A 17404-nucleotide genomic window follows, 5' to 3' on the forward strand; every position below is an offset into this window, starting at 1 on the left:
CTTTGCTATTCGGAATACGATATAAGCAGTTTATGCAATGAAGGCGGGACACTACTAAAGTTGTGCAATACGGAAAGGGCATCTCAATTATTGAGTTGCTCTTTTTTTACTGAATTCGGCTTGTTGTGTTCCAAAATGAAATACGTGTGGTTATTGACTTTGACAGATCAGCAATTGTTCTGCATGCTATACTTAGAGAATTCTAATGAAGAAAAGGGTTTTGTATAATGAACAAACAATTACAGAAAAGAATACCGTTGCCGACGTTTTGGCTCGTGTTGCTGCTCGGCTCATTGACAGCATTCGGCCCGTTGTCGATGGACATGTATTTACCCGGACTGCCGATCGTGGCAGAAGATTTGCAAGCTTCCACATCACTTGCTCAATTAAGTTTGACTGCGTGTTTGATAGGCTTAGGAGCAGGTCAGCTCGTATTCGGACCAATGAGTGATATTTATGGAAGACGAAAGCCGCTTGTCGTCACATTGATCATCTATGCAGCAGCTTCGATCTTGTGTGCATTCAGCACGAACATCTGGACATTTGTCTTGCTGCGTTTCATTCAAGGGATGACGGGAGCAGCAGGGATTGTTATAGCTCGTGCATGTGCGCGAGATTTATACACAGGTAAGGAATTGACGAAGTTTATGGCACTCTTGTCCATCGTCAATGGAGTTGCTCCGATCATGGCTCCAATAGCGGGCGGCGCCGTGTTGAGCTTTGCATCATGGCAAGTCGTGTTTTTCATCCTAGGCGGGATTGGACTGCTGATGTTTTTAGCCACATCGCTTTTCCTGCCGGATACTTTGCCGGTCGAACAGCGCTCTGAAGGCGGGATGTTAGCCGTCGTCAAGACATTCGGCGGTTTATTAAAAGATAAGTGGTTTATGGGAATTGCGCTAACACAAGGCTTTGTTATGTCGAGCATGTTTGCGTATATCGCCGGATCGCCATTCGTGCTACAGAACATCTACGGCGTATCCGCACAGCAATTTTCTTTGTTTTTTGCTTTGAACGGCATCGGCATCATCATCGCAGCCCAAGTGACAGGGCGTTTGGCAGGCCGTATCCATGAAGTGAAGTTCCTAATGACGGGGGTATTGATCTCATTTTCAGGCAGCGTCCTTTTGTTGTTGGTTGTCTGGAATGAATGGCCGCTCTTCATGATGGGAACTGCCCTGTTCATCGTCGTCTCAAGCGTTGGAATGGTCTCAACGTCTGCATTTTCACTCGCCATGCAAAGCCAAGGGAAATCAGCAGGCAGCGCGGCCGCATTCCTCGGACTCGTGCCCTTCATCGGCGGAGCTATCGTCTCCCCATTAGTAGGTCTGGCTGGAGACTTCTCTGCTTGGCCAATGGGCATCGTCATTTTAGCCTGCAGCAGCAGTGCGTTGCTCGTATTTATGACAGTAGTGAAGAAAGCTTTTCGCGATCTGGCTATATAGTTAATGAACGGTTTTTTAAGTTTTCGGAAGCGTCACTAGTTGATTGGGGCGGAAGACGGCCGACTCCTGGGGGATCAGCGTGCGCTTAAGACCCTGGACTGAACGAAGTGAAGGAAGCGGCTTAAGCCACGCCCCCCGGAAAGCGTGCCGTCTGGAGTCCCAATCAACGGTGCCAGGACAAGATACACCCGCTCAACCCTTTTTAATTCAAATTTCCGAAAAAATAAGGCATGATAGAGAGAGAGTCTGATTACTATTTTTCGAGAGGCGGATGGAAAGATGGAATATCGTATTGAACATGACACATTTGGTGAAATTAAAGTACCTGCGGAGAAATTATGGGGTGCGCAAACACAGCGCAGTAAGCAAAACTTCAAAATCGGCGGCGAACGGATCCCGCTGGGCGTCATCCAAGCATTTGCCCATCTGAAGAAATCAACAGCTATCGCAAGCCATTCATTCGGCAATTTATCCGAAGCGAAAATGAAAGCCATCAAAACAGCAGCGGAAGAAGTCATCGAAGGAAAATGGGACGACCACTTCCCGTTAGTCGTTTGGCAAACAGGAAGCGGCACACAATCCAATATGAATATGAATGAAGTATTGGCCAACCGTGGCAATCAACTGCTCGAGGAGTGGGGAGAAGAAGACCGCCTGCACCCGAATGACGACGTCAATAAATCACAAAGTTCCAACGATACATTCCCGACGGCACTACATGTGGCGGGCGTTATCGCAGTGGAGCGTGAAGTACTTCCAGCAATCGATAAATTAAAAGAGACATTCGAAAAGAAATCCGAAGACTTCAAGGACATCATTAAAATTGGCCGGACGCACCTGCAAGATGCGACGCCGCTTACACTTGGACAGGAAATCAGCGGATGGCACCGGATGCTTGAGAAAACACGCAGCATGCTAGAAACAAGCGTGCAGTCAATGAAGGAACTTGCGATCGGCGGTACGGCAGTCGGTACAGGACTTAATGCGCCAGTTGGATTCGGTGAAAAAGTGGCAGAGGAAATTTCGAAATCTGTCGGTATTGATTTCACTTCAGCTGAGAATAAATTCCACGCACTGACAAGCTATGATGAAGTCGTCTACACACATGGTGCATTGAAAGCTCTGGCTGCTGACTTAATGAAGGTAGCGAATGACGTGCGTTGGTTAGCTAGCGGTCCGCGTTCAGGCATCGGCGAAATTACGATTCCGGAAAACGAACCAGGCAGCTCAATCATGCCAGGTAAAGTGAACCCGACGCAAAGTGAAGCATTGACGATGGTCGTCGCACAAGTGATGGGGAACGACGCGACAATCGGCTTTGCGGCTAGCCAAGGGAACTTTGAATTAAACGTCTTTAAGCCAGTTATCATCTATAACTTCCTCCAATCTGCAAAGTTATTGGCAGACGGAATGATCAGCTTCAATGATAATTGTGCAGTCGGTATCGAACCGAATCGCGAAGAAATCGATAACAAAGTGAAGAATTCCTTGATGCTCGTTACGGCGTTGAACCCGTACATTGGCTATGAAAATGCGGCAAAAATTGCGAAGAAAGCTCATAAAGAAGGTACGACGCTGAAAGAAGCTGCACTTTCCACGGGTCTATTGACTGAAGAACAATTTGACGAATATGTAGATCCGAGCAAAATGACGGGCAATCAATAATTGTCACGAAATTGTACTCCTGTTGATAGTACAAACCTTGTATACTGAAGGCATCACGTCTGTATTAAGGAGTTCGAACTTTACATGAAGAAGAAACTACTCGCAGGATTGGCTGCATTGACATTGGCACTCGCTGCTTGCGGAAACGGTGCGACGGAAAAGCCGGCAGAATCGGATCCTCAAGATGCGAGAGCTGAAGCCGGGCATGTAGAACAACTCGCTAACGGCGACTTACAGGAAATCACTGCCTCAGCGGACATACTGCCATCCTTCTTGGACGACAAGCCGGAAGATATGCGCATGGTCTATCAAGTCGCTGGTAAGGCGACCGATGTTCTAGAGTATATGCCATGCTACTGCGGTTGCGGCGATAGTGCTGGTCACAAAAGCAATATGAATTGTTTCCTTGACGAAGTACGAGAAGACGGATCAGTTGTTTGGGACGACCATGGCACACGCTGCCTAGTCTGTCTTGAAATCGCAGTGAAATCTGTTCAAATGCAACAGGACGGTAAATCAATGAAAGAAATCCGTGACGCAATTGATGCTGAATACGGAAACGGAGACTATGCGAAGCCTACAGACACACCGATGCCAGCGTAATAACGACTTCCTTTATTCGGATAAGGATTTTGTGCTGCAGATGAACTTCAGAAATTATGAAGTTTGTCTGCAGTCTTTTTTTGGGGAAAACCACAGTCGCGGTAGAAAGGGAATTTTATTATGAAATACATACTGAAAGATCGCTATTTTGAATTTAGTGAAACAGCCGTGACACATGAAGTGTTTAAAATCGGAGAATCGGAAGGAACGCTTTTTGAAGTTGAATTTAAATTGACGTTCTCTTATGGCTTTTTGGATTACGCACACAACTTTGTTTGGTTAAATGAGGATATTGAAACGCTGCTTGAGCAAATCAATAAAATTGGCGGAGAGAACTCAGGAACTCTTGGCACGTTCTCTCCTGGAGTCTCGTTTTCTTATGAAGCATGTGAGCATGAAAAAGGCTTATATGAACTCTCTGTCTTCATGGATACAGGATATATTAACTCCTACATGGGTACAGAATCCAAACTGGGAATCACCCTTACAGCGTCGATGGATGAAATACGAGGTTGGATTGCGGCTATCATTGAGAAATAGAGGAGGGATCGTTGTGATCCTTCCTCTATTTACTAGTTTCAGAAAGTTTTTATTTTGTATGCTTAATAAATTCCAGCTATCAAGCCTCACGTCGCTCTAAATACTCCTCCAATCCCTGACTCCGCAGTTTGCATGCGGGACAAGTTCTGCAACCCGCAGCAGGGATACCGTTATAGCAAGTAAGCGTGCGCTGCTGAATGAAGTCGAATGCGCCGAGTTGATCGGATAATTCCCAGACACTTGCTTTATCGAGCCACATCAACGGTGTATGCATGACGAACTTTGCATCCATTGCTAAGTTCAACGTTACGTTCAATGACTTGACGAACGTATCGCGGCAATCCGGATAGCCGCTGAAATCCGTCTCACTGACGCCTGTGACAAGATGGCGCGCCCCGATTGCTTGAGCGTAGACCGCTGCGAAAGAGAAAAATAGGTGATTACGTCCGGGAACGAAAGTGGACGGCAATTCACCGACTTCTTCTGTAATCTTGATAGTGTCCCGCGTCAGCGCATTCGCGGACAATTGATTGATCAAAGTCATGTCCAATACTTTGAATGAAACACCAAGCTCTTCCGCAATGTTGCGGGCGCATTCGATTTCTGCATGATGGCGCTGGCCATAATCAAATGTCACAGTCGTCACTTCTTTAAATTGTTTCAATGCCCAAAATAGGCAAGTGGTACTGTCTTGGCCGCCGCTGAAGACGACGACTGCTTTTTCTTGTTTCATATGTATTCACTCCGTTAGTAGTTTTTTAGAGAGGGATTTCACGAACCTCTTTAATCGCTTCCATCATACCATAGCCGCACCTCCAAACCGGTCCATTCGTTTCATATGAAAGTAAAAAGGGTATGGTATAATTTAGTCAAATTAGGCAGGAGGGGATTCAGTTGATTCGTTTTGTAGAGTTTGAAGAGCAGTACATATCGCAGATGGCGTCATTACTCGCCGCTAGACATCGAGACGAACGTCAGCGGTTCTCATTTTTGCATGAACGTTTTGAAGATGTAAATGAGGCGGAGAAACGATTGCGCGAAGAAATGAGTAAGCCATATATGGGTGGGATTGTGACGTTGCGTGATGACAATGTGATCGGCTATTTGTTATTCGAATATCGGCAGGATGCCATGCGCGGACGTACAATTTACGTCGGCTATCCTTCATTTGTCATTCATGAAGATGAGCATCCACGACTGGCACGCTTGCTGTATACGGAAGCAGGGGCGGAGTGGGTACGTAATGGCTATTTTGAACACGTACTGGATGTCCCGGTCGGCAATGACGAATTAATTCTTGAGATGCTGGAGCAATCATTTCATTTCGAACAACGTTTTGCTGCCCTGTCATTGGAACGATACCGCGCTCAGCCGGGAGAAAACAGCTTGGTAGCGATGAAGGAATTGGTGGGAGACGAACAATCCGCCCTGCGTACGATGGCATCTTGGAATAGCATGCATCAGGCAAAAGCGCCGGCATGGCAGCCGATAACGCAGGAAGCACTTGATCAGGAGCGCGAGACTTTCGAAGCGTATGAAGGAAAAGAAGGGACACGTAGCTGGGTTGCGGAACAGGATGGAGTTCCGGTTGCTTTTCATTTATATACTCCAGCAGATGCACGGCATGCGATGACCACACCGAGTCAGGCGGCGGTACTTGTCCAGGCCGCTACGAACATCGAGCTGCGCGGACAAGGCATCGGCAAGTCGATCGCCAATCACAGCTTCACTCAAATGAAGAAAGCAGGCTATGAATACATTATGACGGATTGGTATACGGCAAACCATCTGGCATCATATTTCTGGCCGAAGCTCGGATTCCGATCGTATATGATCCGCATGGCACGAACAGTGGACGCACGTATTGCGTGGGCGGACGGCCAATGACCGGCGTGAAGTTCGTTGCATCTTGGAGTGGCGGCAAGGACTCTGCGCTTGCCGTTCATCGAGCCGTAAAAGCAGGAAATATTCCAGCAATGTCCTGGACAATGTTCGATAAAGAACAAAACCAATCCAAATCCCATGCATTACCGTTAGAAATCATTCAAGCGCAAGCCAAGCAGCTCGGAGTACCCCTGATGATCCGAAAAGCAGATTGGGCGGGCTATGAGACACAATTTCTCGATGCTATGCGGGTTTGTAAGGCACATGGCATCCCGCAGGCTGTGTTTGGCGACATTGATTTAGAAGATCATCTATCCTGGGTGCAATCGATGTGTGCAAAAGCTGGCATTGATGCGGTTCATCCGTTGTGGGAAGAACCTCGGCGCAAACTGTTAGAGGAATTCATTCGTGAAGGATTCGAGGCATATATCGTAGTCGTCAATACGAAGCTGATGCCAGCCGAATTCCTTGGCAGACGCTTCACGATTGAATTAATGGATGAACTTGAAGCACTTGGCATCGATAGCTGCGGCGAATCGGGAGAGTTCCATACCGTTGTTGTCGATGGACCTATTTTCAAGGAGCGGATTCCATTGAAGATGGGGGAGACTGTTGAGAAAGATGGCTATGTGTTTTCAATGTGTAAATTAGATGAAAAACTTCCACAAGCTGAATAGGCAATTGTGGAAGTTTTTTGTTTATGGACTTGGCTGGGGCAAAGGAAGAATGTGCGGTCCGGATGGACTTTGGATCGGTTGATCGATACTTTGGTGCGGTGCAATGTCACTTTGGTTCGTTACAGCGAGATTTTGGAGTGTTTCCCGATTTCACGATAGTTCCACTGCCGCATCATACACTCCAGGCGCTGCATGGAGCTTCACCTGTTCCAGTAAATCAGACCGCTGATCAAAACGGATCGTCTTTGTGCGTCCGTCCATCCACTTGCGCGAAAAGCGTTCTTTATTGATTGAGAAAGTGCCATCTTCCACTGTCTTAGCGACCAGCATTGTCTTATTGAATGGGGAATCGGGATGAGTATGAATCAATTCTTTAACCCGATTCAGATCCTCCCAGCCGACGATGTCCGGTTCAAAAGCGCAATGCTTTGTCCAGCCTTCTTCAGACCGTCGTTCGCATAACATGGACCCTTTCTCCGTTTTCTGCGAACGTAGGCGATAGCTTCCTGACGGGGAAGTGATTGTTCTGCCATCTAACGCGAGCGGCGCCAACGCCAAATTATTTCCCGACCCGCTGTCAATCAGGTATAGGTTCTCTTTATATTCGAATAAATTGATCGTATGTGTGCGGTCCAAGCCCCATTCTTGTCCTGTCCATACTGTGGCGGCTGCGAGAGATACGTTAAAACTCAATTTACGCAAGACGATATGCAGTAAGCCGTTTAGTTCGTAGCAAAGACCTCCGCGTTCTGCATTCACCATCTTATCCAATAAAAACTGCTCCGTGATTGGCTCTTCATTCTTCAATAGGACATCCAAATTTTCGAATTCAAACAGCTGGGCGAATAATCGTTGGACACAGCTTATTTGCTGAATCGGGTTTTCTGATTGACTGTATCCTAGCTGTACCAATCGTTCAATAATTCGTTGTGGCATGAGTGAATCTTCCTTTCTACACTTTTATTCGGTTGTTTGATTGAGGCTAGTATAGCAGATAAAAAGACTTTCCCAAACTTCTAAATGGCAGATCGAAAGTGGTTAGAAGGGATCGGTTGATTTAAGCGAAATTCTCATCGAGTTTAGAATTGCTATGGAATTAATCTCATTCTGCAGTTCCTATATATTGTGTAATCCATATAATTATCGGAAAAGTATACTGATAACTGGTTGAACAAACAGTAATAAGTGATTTTATATCCAGGGTTTGTTTATTTAATCAGGGTGTCATGAGTATGTATAAAACAGAACAAGTGAATGTCTTTACGGCAGATCCATCCGCAATCGGGCTATTTGGATTGGCGATGGTCACGCTCGTAGCTTCTTCGCAAAAATTATGACTCACTACAGATGTTTCGTTTGTTATCCCTTGGGCAATATTTTTAGGTGGATTTGCGCAACTAATTGCCTGCATTAACGACTCGAAACTGAATAACACATTTGGTGCGACCGCTTTTGGCGCATACAGATTGTTTTGGCTGGCCGTCGCCTCCTCGTGGATGATTGAAAGAGGTATATTCGGGGAAACGCTGGCTGCAGGTGTAGACCCCAAACAATTGGGTTTTGCATTCGTCGGTTATCTGATTTTTATGCTATTCATGACGATTGGAGCGATGGAAACGCATAAGGTCATATTCTTCATATTTTTCTGCATCAACTTTCTATTTATCGGGCTGGCTCTCGACAGTTATGGAGTTTTGGGTGCATTCCCACAACAATAAGCCGCTTATTCGGAACTGAGCATTTCATTATTATTATTTTATGAAGCTGCCGCTGCGGTCTTGAATGAACATATCGAAAGAGAGCTTCTACCGGTGGGTAAGCCGTTCGGGCTCTTTAAGAAAGCGGATGAAGCAGCAGTCAAACCTGCACATTCTACTCCAGTAAGCAGCGATTTAAATACATTCAGCTGAATCGTAAAGGTTCAGTTAAAACATTAGGTGAGTAAATTAATCAAACCGAATGAGGCGTTTACTTTCTATGTAGGCGTCTTTTTTTGTTTGAGACTGTGAATGTGAGAATAAGTGTAACCCCTCTCCTAACCGGGAAAAGTAAAAGGACAGAACCTGTTAAGGAGGTCTATCGGTATGCAAGATAAGAAAAAGTTGACTCTATTACAAATCAATGACGTACATGGGTATTTGGAAGAGCATTGGGAACATTTTTATGAAGGGAATGAATCGGTCTATACACAAGTCGGTGGGTATGCTCGAATGGCAGGCTATATTCGTCAAGTTCATAAGGAACGCAATGGTTCGGTATTGCTGTTCGATGGTGGCGATACGTTTCATGGGACGCATCCTGTAGTGGATACGAAAGGGCAGATTCTATTGCCGATTTTGCGGGAGATGGGCATAGATGCGATGACAGGACATTGGGATTTTGCGTATGGTCCTGATTACTTACAGGAGTTGGTTGCTTCGTTGGGATATCCAATGCTCGCCATTAATTGCTATGACAAAAAGACAAACAGATTGGCATTCCCTCCTTTTCTAGTGAAAGAAGTAAATGACCTGAAAATAGGCGTGATTGGAATTGCGGCAACGATTGTCGATAAAGTGATGCCGCCAAATTTTAGTGAAGGTGTTTATTTTACGCTGGGGAACGAGGAACTGCCTGACTATATCCAGAAGTTGAAAAAGGAACAGAATGTGGATTTGATTGTTGTGCTTTCGCATTTGGGATTGCCCCAAGATATTCAATTGGCAGAAGAAGTGGACGGTATCCAAGTGTTGCTGAGCGCGCATACACATAATCGGCTGTATGAACCGGTCACCGTCAATGATACGATTATTATTCAATCGGGATGTCACGGCTCATTTGTAGGACGGCTGGATCTCGTAGTAAAGAACAAACAAATTGTAGAGCACGATCATCAACTGGTCTTGATGGATGAACAAATACCGGAAGATAAAGCCATGAAAAAAATAGTGGATGAAGGAATGAGGCCGTATCGCAATCAGTTAGATGAAGTAATCGGCGCGACAGAAACTGGATTGCACCGTCATGCCATTTTGGAAAGCACAATGGACAATTTCCTGCTGAAAGGATTGCTTGACTATACGAAAGCTGAAGTGGCATTTTCAAACGGCTGGAGATATGGCGCTCCTATTCCGCCAGGCGAACTGACGATGAATGATATATGGAACATCATTCCTGTAAATCCGCCCATATCAACCGTTACATTGAAGGGAAAAGAGATATGGGAGTTGATGGAGAAAAGTCTTGAAGTGACGTTTTCGAGAAATCCGTACCATCAAATGGGCGGCTATGTAAAGAGAGTCCTCGGCCTGAATCTTTACGCTAAATTGGAAAACCCAAGCGGTCAGCGAATGCAAAGTTTATTTGTTGGCAATGAACCTGTCGCAATGGATCGGCTGTACAATGTAGCTTTTATCACGATGCAAGGTGTGCCGCATTCTTACGGAAAGGATCGCAGGAATTTGGAAATTCATGCGGTAGACGCGTTGAAGGAATATGTGATAAAGAATCGGACGATTGAAGCATCATTGCGTGGGACAGTGACATTGATATAAGTGGAAAAGTATTTAATTATCCTTGCAACCTGACCGACTAATGGTTACATGCATTGCATATACATTAGCAAGCTCCTATTAAACTAATCAGGTGATGTAGATGACAATGCGAAGGAATCAATTCGAATCAAAGCACTTTTTTGAGGACGACAAGCACATAACGGATTCGCAAGTATGGCATTTCGTCTCAGCGCCACATTTGCAGCCGATGAAGGTAACCGTGAATGTGCATGAGCCAGGGACAGAACAGGGCTACCTATTCGTGGCCCCGTATACGATGTATGGAGAAAATATGGTGGGGCAGACGGGTGCATTGATCCTGGATGAAGCAGGTAACCCGGTCTGGTTCAAATCGGATACTCCCGAAAAACAGAATAGGAATTTCAGGATGCAAGTCTATCATGGGCTACCAGTCCTAACGACATGGCATGGAACGATTTCTGGTACGGAATCTGCCAATCCTCGTCTTCCTATCGGCGACCCGCTGCCTGGCGCGGTCTTCCAGATCTTCAATCAGCATTACCAGTTGATAGAGACAGTAGAGGCGCAAAATGGATACACTGCGGATGTGCATGAGTTTACCATTACCGAACGAAATACAGCCTTGTTTACCGCAGTGAAGCAAGTACCTGCCGATTTGACTGTTTATGGAGGACCGGCGAAAGGCTATATTGATAATTTTGCAATACAGGAAGTTGATTTGTCTACAGGTGAGCTGCTGTATGAATGGGATGTGCTTGCGCATGTCGACCCGGCAAATTCGATGGTTCCTGTTACTGCTGCAGCAGAAAGCAAGGGAATTTGGGATTGTTTCCATGTGAATTCGGTGGAGGAAGGGCCGGATCATACTCTGCTGATCAGTATGCGGAATATGTCTGCTATTTATCATATCGATAAGGTAACAGGAGAGATTATCTGGCAGCTTGGCGGAAAACAGAGTGATTTTACCTTCGAGCAGGGCGCAGAGTTCTCGTGGCAGCATCATGCAAGATACCGAAAGGAGAACCGAATCAGCCTCTTTGATAATGCGTGCTGTGCCACACCGGACTCACCGCCTGCTGGTGCGTCGCGTGGCTTGATTTTACAGCTTGATGAGCAGCACATGACAGCAAAGGTGGACCGGACCTATTTTCATGATCCTCCTATTCATGCATCCCATCAGGGGAATATGCAACAACTGCCCAACGGCAACCAGTTGATCGGCTGGGGACAGGGACCTTATGTTTCTGAATTCAAATATGCCGGCAATACGGAGGGGAATCCGGCTTTGCATATGATTTACGATATGCATTTTCCAGGCGATAATTTTACGTACAGAGCATTTAAAAATGAATGGGTTGGACTGCCGCTTGAACCACCTGATATGAGGGTGGGGGTGTATGGGAAACAAATTGCGATTATTTATATGTCGTGGAATGGTGCTACAGAAGTGGAGGCCTGGAAGGTGCTGGCTGGTTGGAACCCCTATGCAATGGCGGTTGTAGCTTTTAAGGAACGAAACGGATTTGAGACAACTGTGAAATTAGATGGTGTTTGTCCGTATTTTCAAGTCTGTGCATTAGATGATGTTGGTGCTGTGATTGGCAAGTCGCGGATGGTTTGTGCACCGATTTCTTGGGTTAATTTAGGCTGCAAGTCTTCATGGAGCTAAGAACTACTTCGAAAACCGCAATAAAGAAACCTTAGAAACGAGAAATTACTTTCCCGATTCCAAGGTTTTTCGTGATGCTCGGCTGCTTCATGTCATGGGTTTTCGTATACTTATGTTCGATCCCAGAAACGTTTTTGAGCGATGGCTGCGACAAATTGATTGGCGAAATCTGGGTTATCAGTTGCTGATACGACGCCGATTCCGTTGTTGTGTTCGGTCTGTGCAATATAGGAATCCTTGCCGCTAGAAACTCCGATTGGCTTCAGGTGCATATATTGCATGCGCACAAAATCGAAAATAATCTGATCGAATTTCAGTTGGTTTTGGGATTTTCCGCCTGCGATATAGATTGCATCAAACAGGGACGGGTGAACGGTTAGGAATGTTTTAGTAGGCTCAAGAACTGTACCGTCTTCACCAGTGACTGAACCAAGTTTTTCAGCAATGATTTCCACCATAACACCATTTTCTTTAAGGGTGTCAAGCGTCTCTTTAACCTCTTTTCCGTTAAACCCTTCACCGATCAGCACGCCGACCTTCTGCGTCATTGCAGAATGAGGAGAGTTCAGCTGACTAAGTGATGCATAGCTTTTGTCTACATCTACGTGTTTGTTTTTTGGACGCTCGACCCCAATATTATCCGCAATCATACCCGCCATCTCGGTATCGACATTGGCCCACATCTCTACATTCATCTCACGTACTTCCTTGCTCTTTACGCTTCCTAAGTGGAAACTGAATGACTCGATCAGGTCCAATCTCTCAGGCTCAGACAAGCTGTTCCAAAAGATTCTGGCTTGTGTATAATAATCCTCGAATGAATCGCTTGGATGTTCCCGCGTCACATGTCCTTCCACTGTTTTTGGATAGTTTTCATAGCCACCTTGTTCAGGCGGTGTTTCAGCTGGCGTATTTCCAGCCAATGAATTGCTGTGCATATGGACGTTGTCGGTATCGATCGGATGCTTCTGATAGCCGTCACGGAAGTTGTTGGCGACATCCGCAATCGGGCGGTTCACCGGCAGTTCCTCATAATTTGGAGAGTTCTGACGATACAGTTCAGTATCCCGATAGGCGAATGAACGGCCTTGCAAGACAGGATCATTCGAGAACTCAATACCTGGAACCAGATTAGACGGGTTAAATGCGGATTGTTCTTCTTCCGCAAAGAAATTGTCCATGAGACGGTTCAGCGTCATCTTTCCGATTATTTTCAGTGGAACTTCTTCCTCGGGCCAAAGTTTGGTGTCATCCAAAATATCGAAATCATACTTGAATTCATCTTCTTCAGCGATCAGCTGCACGCCAAGTTCGTATTCTGGATAGGACCCGCTTTCAATTGCCTCGATAATATCACGACGATGGAAGTCTGCGTCTACTCCGCCGATCATGTTTGCTTCATCGAGTTTCAAGGAATGCACACCTAACTTCGGTTTCCAAATAAACCGAACGAACGTCGAGATCCCTTTTTCATTGACGAAACGGAATGTGTTGATTGGATAAGCCTCCATCATTCTCCAGCTTCTAGGACGGCCACGCATTGACATCAGCCACATGACCATATGCGCAGATTCAGGATTACTCACTACATAATCCCAAAAATTATCATGCCCAACGGTTGCTTGTGGAATATGTGTTTTTGGTTCAGGTTTTGCCGCGTGTGATACATCCATGAATTTCATTGGATCGCTTAGGATGAAGACAGGGAATTGCAATGAAAGCTGATCATAGTTTCCTTCTTCCGTATAAAACTTGATCGCTATACCCCGGATATCAACTGCCGTGTCCTTCGATCCCCGGTTCCCTACGAAATTGGAAAAGCGGACGAAAAGAGGTGTTTTCTTCCCTGGTTCTTGCAAGAATTTCGCCACTGTATAGTCTTTCATCGACTCATACAGTTCAAAGTCTCCGTAAACTCCGAACCCGCGTGCGTGCACAACTTTTTCGGGAATCCGTTCACGGTTGAAATGAGATTGTTTTTTATAGAAATGAAAGTCTTGCATTAGAAGCGGCCCCCGCTTACCGGCACGCAACGACTTTTGATCGTCTGAAACTTTCATTCCGCTTTCCTCGGTCATTTGCTTATCGGGTCCGGTATTTGTTTGGCGGAATTGTTCCAGTTGTTCGTCTTTACTGTCTTTATTCTTATGGTTCTGATCCATCTCTTCATCATCCTTCTCTTTTAATTTTTTGAGTGCAATCAAGCGTCAAAAAGTTATGAGACTAGCAAGAATTCATCCCGCTAGATATCCCTTTGACTACACATCTTCCCCGAAAGAGACTTTATTAAACTGTAGTAGTTTACAGTTAATAAGTGAATCCGCAAAAAAACAGACACTGCTGCATAGGTGCAGGTGCCTGTTTTCTAAAACTTTGTTACGCGGTGACCGAAACTGCTCGTGTTCGGGGACGTGTAGCCTGAAACCATTTTTTGAATAAAAGAATAATGATGACGAGATCAACAGCATCTCCTCCGTAATACATAAGCATGGCCCCTGTGCGTGCTTGATCAAGAGGTACGCCTTCTGGAGGGTAAGCATAAATGTATTTGGACAAGATCCCGTGTCCTGCAAGAGCAACAATAAAGACTAGAGTCCGGTAAATGTAGCTGAAACGATGGAAAACCGGGTCGATGTACAGTAAGGAAATGGTGAATAAATAGCCCGCCACAAATACATGGATATGAACGAGAACATGTAGCCAGAGTTGGTGGTGCATAGTCATATACAAGTCGGTAGTATACAACAGCCAAAGTCCGCCGATGTTGAGGAAGGTAGCGGTAACAGGGTGAGTATAAAATTTTGAGAGTCGGCTTTTCAGCAAGCGGCACAGCTGCCTTGCATGATGGACTGAGAGCACGCGCAACAACAGTGTCATCGGAGCCGCAAGAGCCAGTAGAAGGGGACCGAGCATTCCAAGGAATAAATGGCCCATCATATGCACAGTGAAGTTCCCGTGGGAAGCTTCGGCAATTGGTCCAATCACGGCGCTCGCCGAGAGTAAAACACCAAAAAACCAGAACATAGTACGAATCCATGGCCATTGGCGCCGAGATGCGTGCCGATTGTTCTTGAAAACTCCTGCAAGATAAAGCACGATAGCCAACACTGCTGGAATGCCAAATAAGACATCGGTAAAAGGGAACGGAAAATCATGCAACATGAAGTTCCCCACTTCCTGCCATCCGCTCATCCTGTCTTGCCGACCTTAATAGCCAAACTCCCGCCAAAATCATGAGTACAGCGCTAATATTCCAAACCAAGTCATACGGGACGATATCGACATTGTAGCGTATTTGGTGAATTCGCATGACTTTATGTTGTATCGTGCCGTCGTATAGCTGAAAGGCCCCACCACCAAGCAGTTTTCCTCCCCAAAACATTTTATGCCATAATGCATCTCGCCTCCGTAAATCGGCGACCAAATATAAGCCGCCGACTGTTGCAAACCAGCTGAACGCGTGAAACAATCCATCTGAAACCAAACCGACTGCGATCGTCGATTTATCATAAAACTTATGCCAATGCAGCAACTGATGAAAAAGAGTCTCGTCCAAGAAAGCTACAAAGCCGAGCCCAAACAATATGCCTGCCCATAAGTTCTTACTAGCGAACTTCGAACGATTCGTCCAGTTGGTTACTTTCTTTATAGTCATATAAGAGTCGCCGCCTTTATGGTGTTTATACTTAATTATTACCAAAAGAATAGGCGGTTAAACCAAGTTTGGAGAGTTTTGGGAATAAATTGGTGGAGGACACGAAGGGATTTCACTTATCTCAAAAGGGCTGTTAAATGCAAAGAAAGATAAAGGAATCTATAAAATGAAGTTTAATCCGATTACTGAAATGTAATAATCAGGGGCTATATGTTATTGTTCAGCAGAATATTATGGAAGCAGCTGCAAATTCTACCGACAGAATATTGGAAGTTTATAGTAATCGTTATTGTGATTGCAGCAATTTCTGCTAAGCTTCCATGTCATGATAAAGCCTCTTCTTGAATAAACTACCAGGCCCCCAAATCTGTAAAGTTTGGGGGCCTGGTAATACATATATACATAAGGACTTAGCGTTTATCACAAACGTTTATCGGCATAAAAGTTGTTCACCGTATGATGTGCAGGATCATATGGCTTCAAGACATAACCTTGCGCTTGAAGCCATTCAATGATCTCGGGAAGGACTTTTGTGGTTTGGCTGCGGTCATGCATGAGAATCACGATGTTCCGATTACCTGTTGCATAGGCTTTCTTCACGCTTGTTTGAATGTTTTTCACGATGCGTCCCGCCTGTTGGTTCGTATATTTCCAATCCTCCGAATCAACGTTCCAGTCCCATAGTTTATAATCGTAGCGGATGAGCTCATTTCGCATAGCTGCAGTCACATACGGCTTGCTGCCATAAGGAACACGCACCAACTTGGTATCGTTTCCAGTGATTTGCTCAATCAGCCTAAGCCCTTTATTCATCTCATCCATGAAACTTTTTGTAGTCTGATAGACCTTATTGGCGTCATGCGTCATACTGTGTGAGCCGATATAATGACCGGCTGCTGCTGTCTCTTTGACAATTTTTCGTTGATCCTTCATTTGATTTCCAATGAAGAAAAAGGTTCCTTTGACGTTATACTTTTTCAAGATGGCGGTATTGGCAGATGTGAATCGATTCGGTCCATCGTCAAATGTGAGATAGACATTCGCTTTGCCACTGGCTTCCGGCTTTGCTTGCATGTGCATCTTGATGACGGATTCGAAATTTACATGCGGCATATGTTTGTAATCATCGCGATAAATCCGCAGTGTCTTAAATTTAGGGAAGTAATGTGTTTTGAAGCCCAGTTCGTCCGCGATGTATGTGACCGTAATATACAATTTTCCATTCAGCTCAACAATCGGTGAACTGGTCTGGAGAATGCCGTCTTTCCTCGTTTCCTTAGTTGCATAGTCATACGTATAGTCGACGCCTCTTTTACGTACATGCATGACGCCGTCTTCAATTTCCAAAGGCAGATAAAGGAACTTTGCGATTTCACCTAAAGGGACACGGGTATTGTTGCCGATAACAGATACGTCATCAATTGGTAATATCCTGTCATGCAACCCGATATAACGTTTATCAGGTGTAACAGCCGCTTCTGCAGAAATAGATTCGAGAATTAGAAGCGAGGCGAATAATACTCCGAGCAATCCCCAGATTCTTTTTTTCATTTTCATCCCTCATTTCGTATAGAGTAGGTCGTAATCGTAATTTAGTATCTTTCGACAAATCTATGAAATCTCCTATACTCATCGCAACATACAATAGTCTAAATTTTTAGCGAAAACAATTAAGTTATTTACTTTGGAGAAATCGGTGCCAACCTCTCCGGAAACCTTCCGGCACAAGTAGTTGGTTAGATAACTTTTTC

At 45.2% G+C, this 17404-nt stretch carries 14 protein-coding genes and 1 pseudogene; 9 read left to right on the forward strand and 6 right to left on the reverse strand.

Annotated features, from left to right (window positions below):
- Window positions 1–227 precede the first annotated feature (227 nt).
- The 4 genes from MKX97_RS01615 to MKX97_RS01630 all read left to right on the forward strand — a co-directional run bounded on the left by MKX97_RS01615 (window position 228) and on the right by MKX97_RS01630 (window position 4253).
- A complete protein-coding gene (locus MKX97_RS01615; RefSeq protein ID WP_009766442.1) occupies window positions 228–1445 on the forward strand; it encodes a multidrug effflux MFS transporter in 1218 nt (405 codons plus the stop codon).
- 279 nt (window positions 1446–1724) lie between these two features.
- Window positions 1725–3110, forward strand: coding sequence for a class II fumarate hydratase (gene fumC / locus MKX97_RS01620; protein WP_009766441.1), 1386 nt, complete (start codon window positions 1725–1727; stop codon window positions 3108–3110).
- 84 nt (window positions 3111–3194) lie between these two features.
- A complete protein-coding gene (locus MKX97_RS01625) occupies window positions 3195–3713 on the forward strand; it encodes a PCYCGC domain-containing protein (protein ID WP_221837169.1) in 519 nt (172 codons plus the stop codon).
- 120 nt (window positions 3714–3833) lie between these two features.
- A complete protein-coding gene (locus MKX97_RS01630) occupies window positions 3834–4253 on the forward strand; it encodes a hypothetical protein (RefSeq protein WP_009766439.1) in 420 nt (139 codons plus the stop codon).
- A 79-nt stretch (window positions 4254–4332) separates the two neighbouring features.
- Here the strand turns inward: MKX97_RS01630 and queC are convergent, their stop codons facing one another.
- Complete coding sequence (gene queC / locus MKX97_RS01635) at window positions 4333–4986, reverse strand: 7-cyano-7-deazaguanine synthase QueC (protein ID WP_342536764.1); 654 nt, start codon at window positions 4984–4986, stop codon at window positions 4333–4335.
- A gap of 161 nt (window positions 4987–5147) precedes the next feature.
- Between queC and MKX97_RS01640 the strand changes: the two genes are divergently transcribed.
- Both MKX97_RS01640 and MKX97_RS01645 read left to right on the forward strand, forming a co-directional pair.
- Entirely contained in the window at window positions 5148–6140 is a 993-nt protein-coding gene (locus MKX97_RS01640; protein ID WP_340758058.1) for a GNAT family N-acetyltransferase, read from the forward strand.
- The gene (locus MKX97_RS01645; RefSeq protein WP_078817541.1) at window positions 6137–6814 is read left to right on the forward strand and encodes a diphthine--ammonia ligase; all 678 of its coding nucleotides are present in this window, start codon (window positions 6137–6139) and stop codon (window positions 6812–6814) included. The genes MKX97_RS01640 and MKX97_RS01645 overlap by 4 nt, the downstream gene beginning before the upstream one ends.
- A 150-nt stretch (window positions 6815–6964) precedes the next feature.
- On the opposite strand, the gene MKX97_RS01650 is transcribed toward MKX97_RS01645, so the two are convergent.
- The gene (locus MKX97_RS01650) at window positions 6965–7750 is read right to left on the reverse strand and encodes an arylamine N-acetyltransferase (RefSeq protein ID WP_342536765.1); all 786 of its coding nucleotides are present in this window, start codon (window positions 7748–7750) and stop codon (window positions 6965–6967) included.
- A gap of 290 nt (window positions 7751–8040) precedes the next feature.
- Here MKX97_RS01650 and MKX97_RS01655 point away from each other — a divergent pair.
- From MKX97_RS01655 to MKX97_RS01665, 3 genes and pseudogenes are all read left to right on the forward strand, one after another.
- Window positions 8041–8724 (forward strand): annotated as a pseudogene (locus MKX97_RS01655) (acetate uptake transporter).
- Window positions 8725–8898: 174 nt separating this feature from the next.
- Window positions 8899–10347, forward strand: a complete 1449-nt coding sequence (locus tag MKX97_RS01660; protein ID WP_009766433.1) for a bifunctional metallophosphatase/5'-nucleotidase — start codon at window positions 8899–8901, stop codon at window positions 10345–10347.
- Window positions 10348–10447: 100 nt separating this feature from the next.
- Window positions 10448–11998, forward strand: a complete 1551-nt coding sequence (locus MKX97_RS01665) for an arylsulfotransferase family protein (protein ID WP_342536766.1) — start codon at window positions 10448–10450, stop codon at window positions 11996–11998.
- A gap of 110 nt (window positions 11999–12108) precedes the next feature.
- Here the strand turns inward: MKX97_RS01665 and MKX97_RS01670 are convergent, their stop codons facing one another.
- The 4 genes from MKX97_RS01670 to MKX97_RS01685 form a co-directional block, all read right to left on the reverse strand.
- Window positions 12109–14160, reverse strand: coding sequence for a catalase (locus MKX97_RS01670; protein WP_040759037.1), 2052 nt, complete (start codon window positions 14158–14160; stop codon window positions 12109–12111).
- 214 nt (window positions 14161–14374) lie between these two features.
- Window positions 14375–15190 carry a cytochrome c oxidase assembly protein gene (locus MKX97_RS01675; RefSeq protein WP_342536768.1) on the reverse strand — a complete coding sequence of 272 codons (816 nt, stop codon included), beginning with the start codon at window positions 15188–15190 and terminating at the stop codon, window positions 14375–14377.
- Window positions 15150–15653 carry a DUF2243 domain-containing protein gene (locus MKX97_RS01680; RefSeq protein WP_009766428.1) on the reverse strand — a complete coding sequence of 168 codons (504 nt, stop codon included), beginning with the start codon at window positions 15651–15653 and terminating at the stop codon, window positions 15150–15152. Before MKX97_RS01680 ends, MKX97_RS01675 begins: the two co-directional genes overlap by 41 nt.
- A gap of 420 nt (window positions 15654–16073) precedes the next feature.
- Window positions 16074–17204: a polysaccharide deacetylase family protein gene (locus MKX97_RS01685; protein WP_176132527.1), complete on the reverse strand. Its 1131-nt coding sequence runs from the start codon at window positions 17202–17204 to the stop codon at window positions 16074–16076.
- Window positions 17205–17404: the final 200 nt, after the last annotated feature.

Source organism: Sporosarcina sp. FSL K6-3508, assembly GCF_038615825.1.
Lineage (GTDB): Bacteria > Bacillota > Bacilli > Bacillales_A > Planococcaceae > Sporosarcina > Sporosarcina newyorkensis.

Coding starts and splice junctions, on each gene's coding strand:
- MKX97_RS01660 (WP_009766433.1), top strand. CDS start 8,899: ATGCAAGATAAGAAAAAGTTGACTCTATTACAAATCAATGACGTACAT.
- MKX97_RS01650 (WP_342536765.1), bottom strand. CDS start 7,750: ATGCCACAACGAATTATTGAACGATTGGTACAGCTAGGATACAGTCAA.
- MKX97_RS01685 (WP_176132527.1), bottom strand. CDS start 17,204: ATGAAAAAAAGAATCTGGGGATTGCTCGGAGTATTATTCGCCTCGCTT.
- MKX97_RS01680 (WP_009766428.1), bottom strand. CDS start 15,653: ATGACTATAAAGAAAGTAACCAACTGGACGAATCGTTCGAAGTTCGCT.
- MKX97_RS01645 (WP_078817541.1), top strand. CDS start 6,137: ATGACCGGCGTGAAGTTCGTTGCATCTTGGAGTGGCGGCAAGGACTCT.
- queC (WP_342536764.1), bottom strand. CDS start 4,986: ATGAAACAAGAAAAAGCAGTCGTCGTCTTCAGCGGCGGCCAAGACAGT.
- MKX97_RS01615 (WP_009766442.1), top strand. CDS start 228: ATGAACAAACAATTACAGAAAAGAATACCGTTGCCGACGTTTTGGCTC.
- MKX97_RS01665 (WP_342536766.1), top strand. CDS start 10,448: ATGACAATGCGAAGGAATCAATTCGAATCAAAGCACTTTTTTGAGGAC.
- MKX97_RS01675 (WP_342536768.1), bottom strand. CDS start 15,190: ATGAGCGGATGGCAGGAAGTGGGGAACTTCATGTTGCATGATTTTCCG.
- MKX97_RS01670 (WP_040759037.1), bottom strand. CDS start 14,160: ATGGATCAGAACCATAAGAATAAAGACAGTAAAGACGAACAACTGGAA.
- MKX97_RS01630 (WP_009766439.1), top strand. CDS start 3,834: ATGAAATACATACTGAAAGATCGCTATTTTGAATTTAGTGAAACAGCC.
- MKX97_RS01625 (WP_221837169.1), top strand. CDS start 3,195: ATGAAGAAGAAACTACTCGCAGGATTGGCTGCATTGACATTGGCACTC.
- fumC (WP_009766441.1), top strand. CDS start 1,725: ATGGAATATCGTATTGAACATGACACATTTGGTGAAATTAAAGTACCT.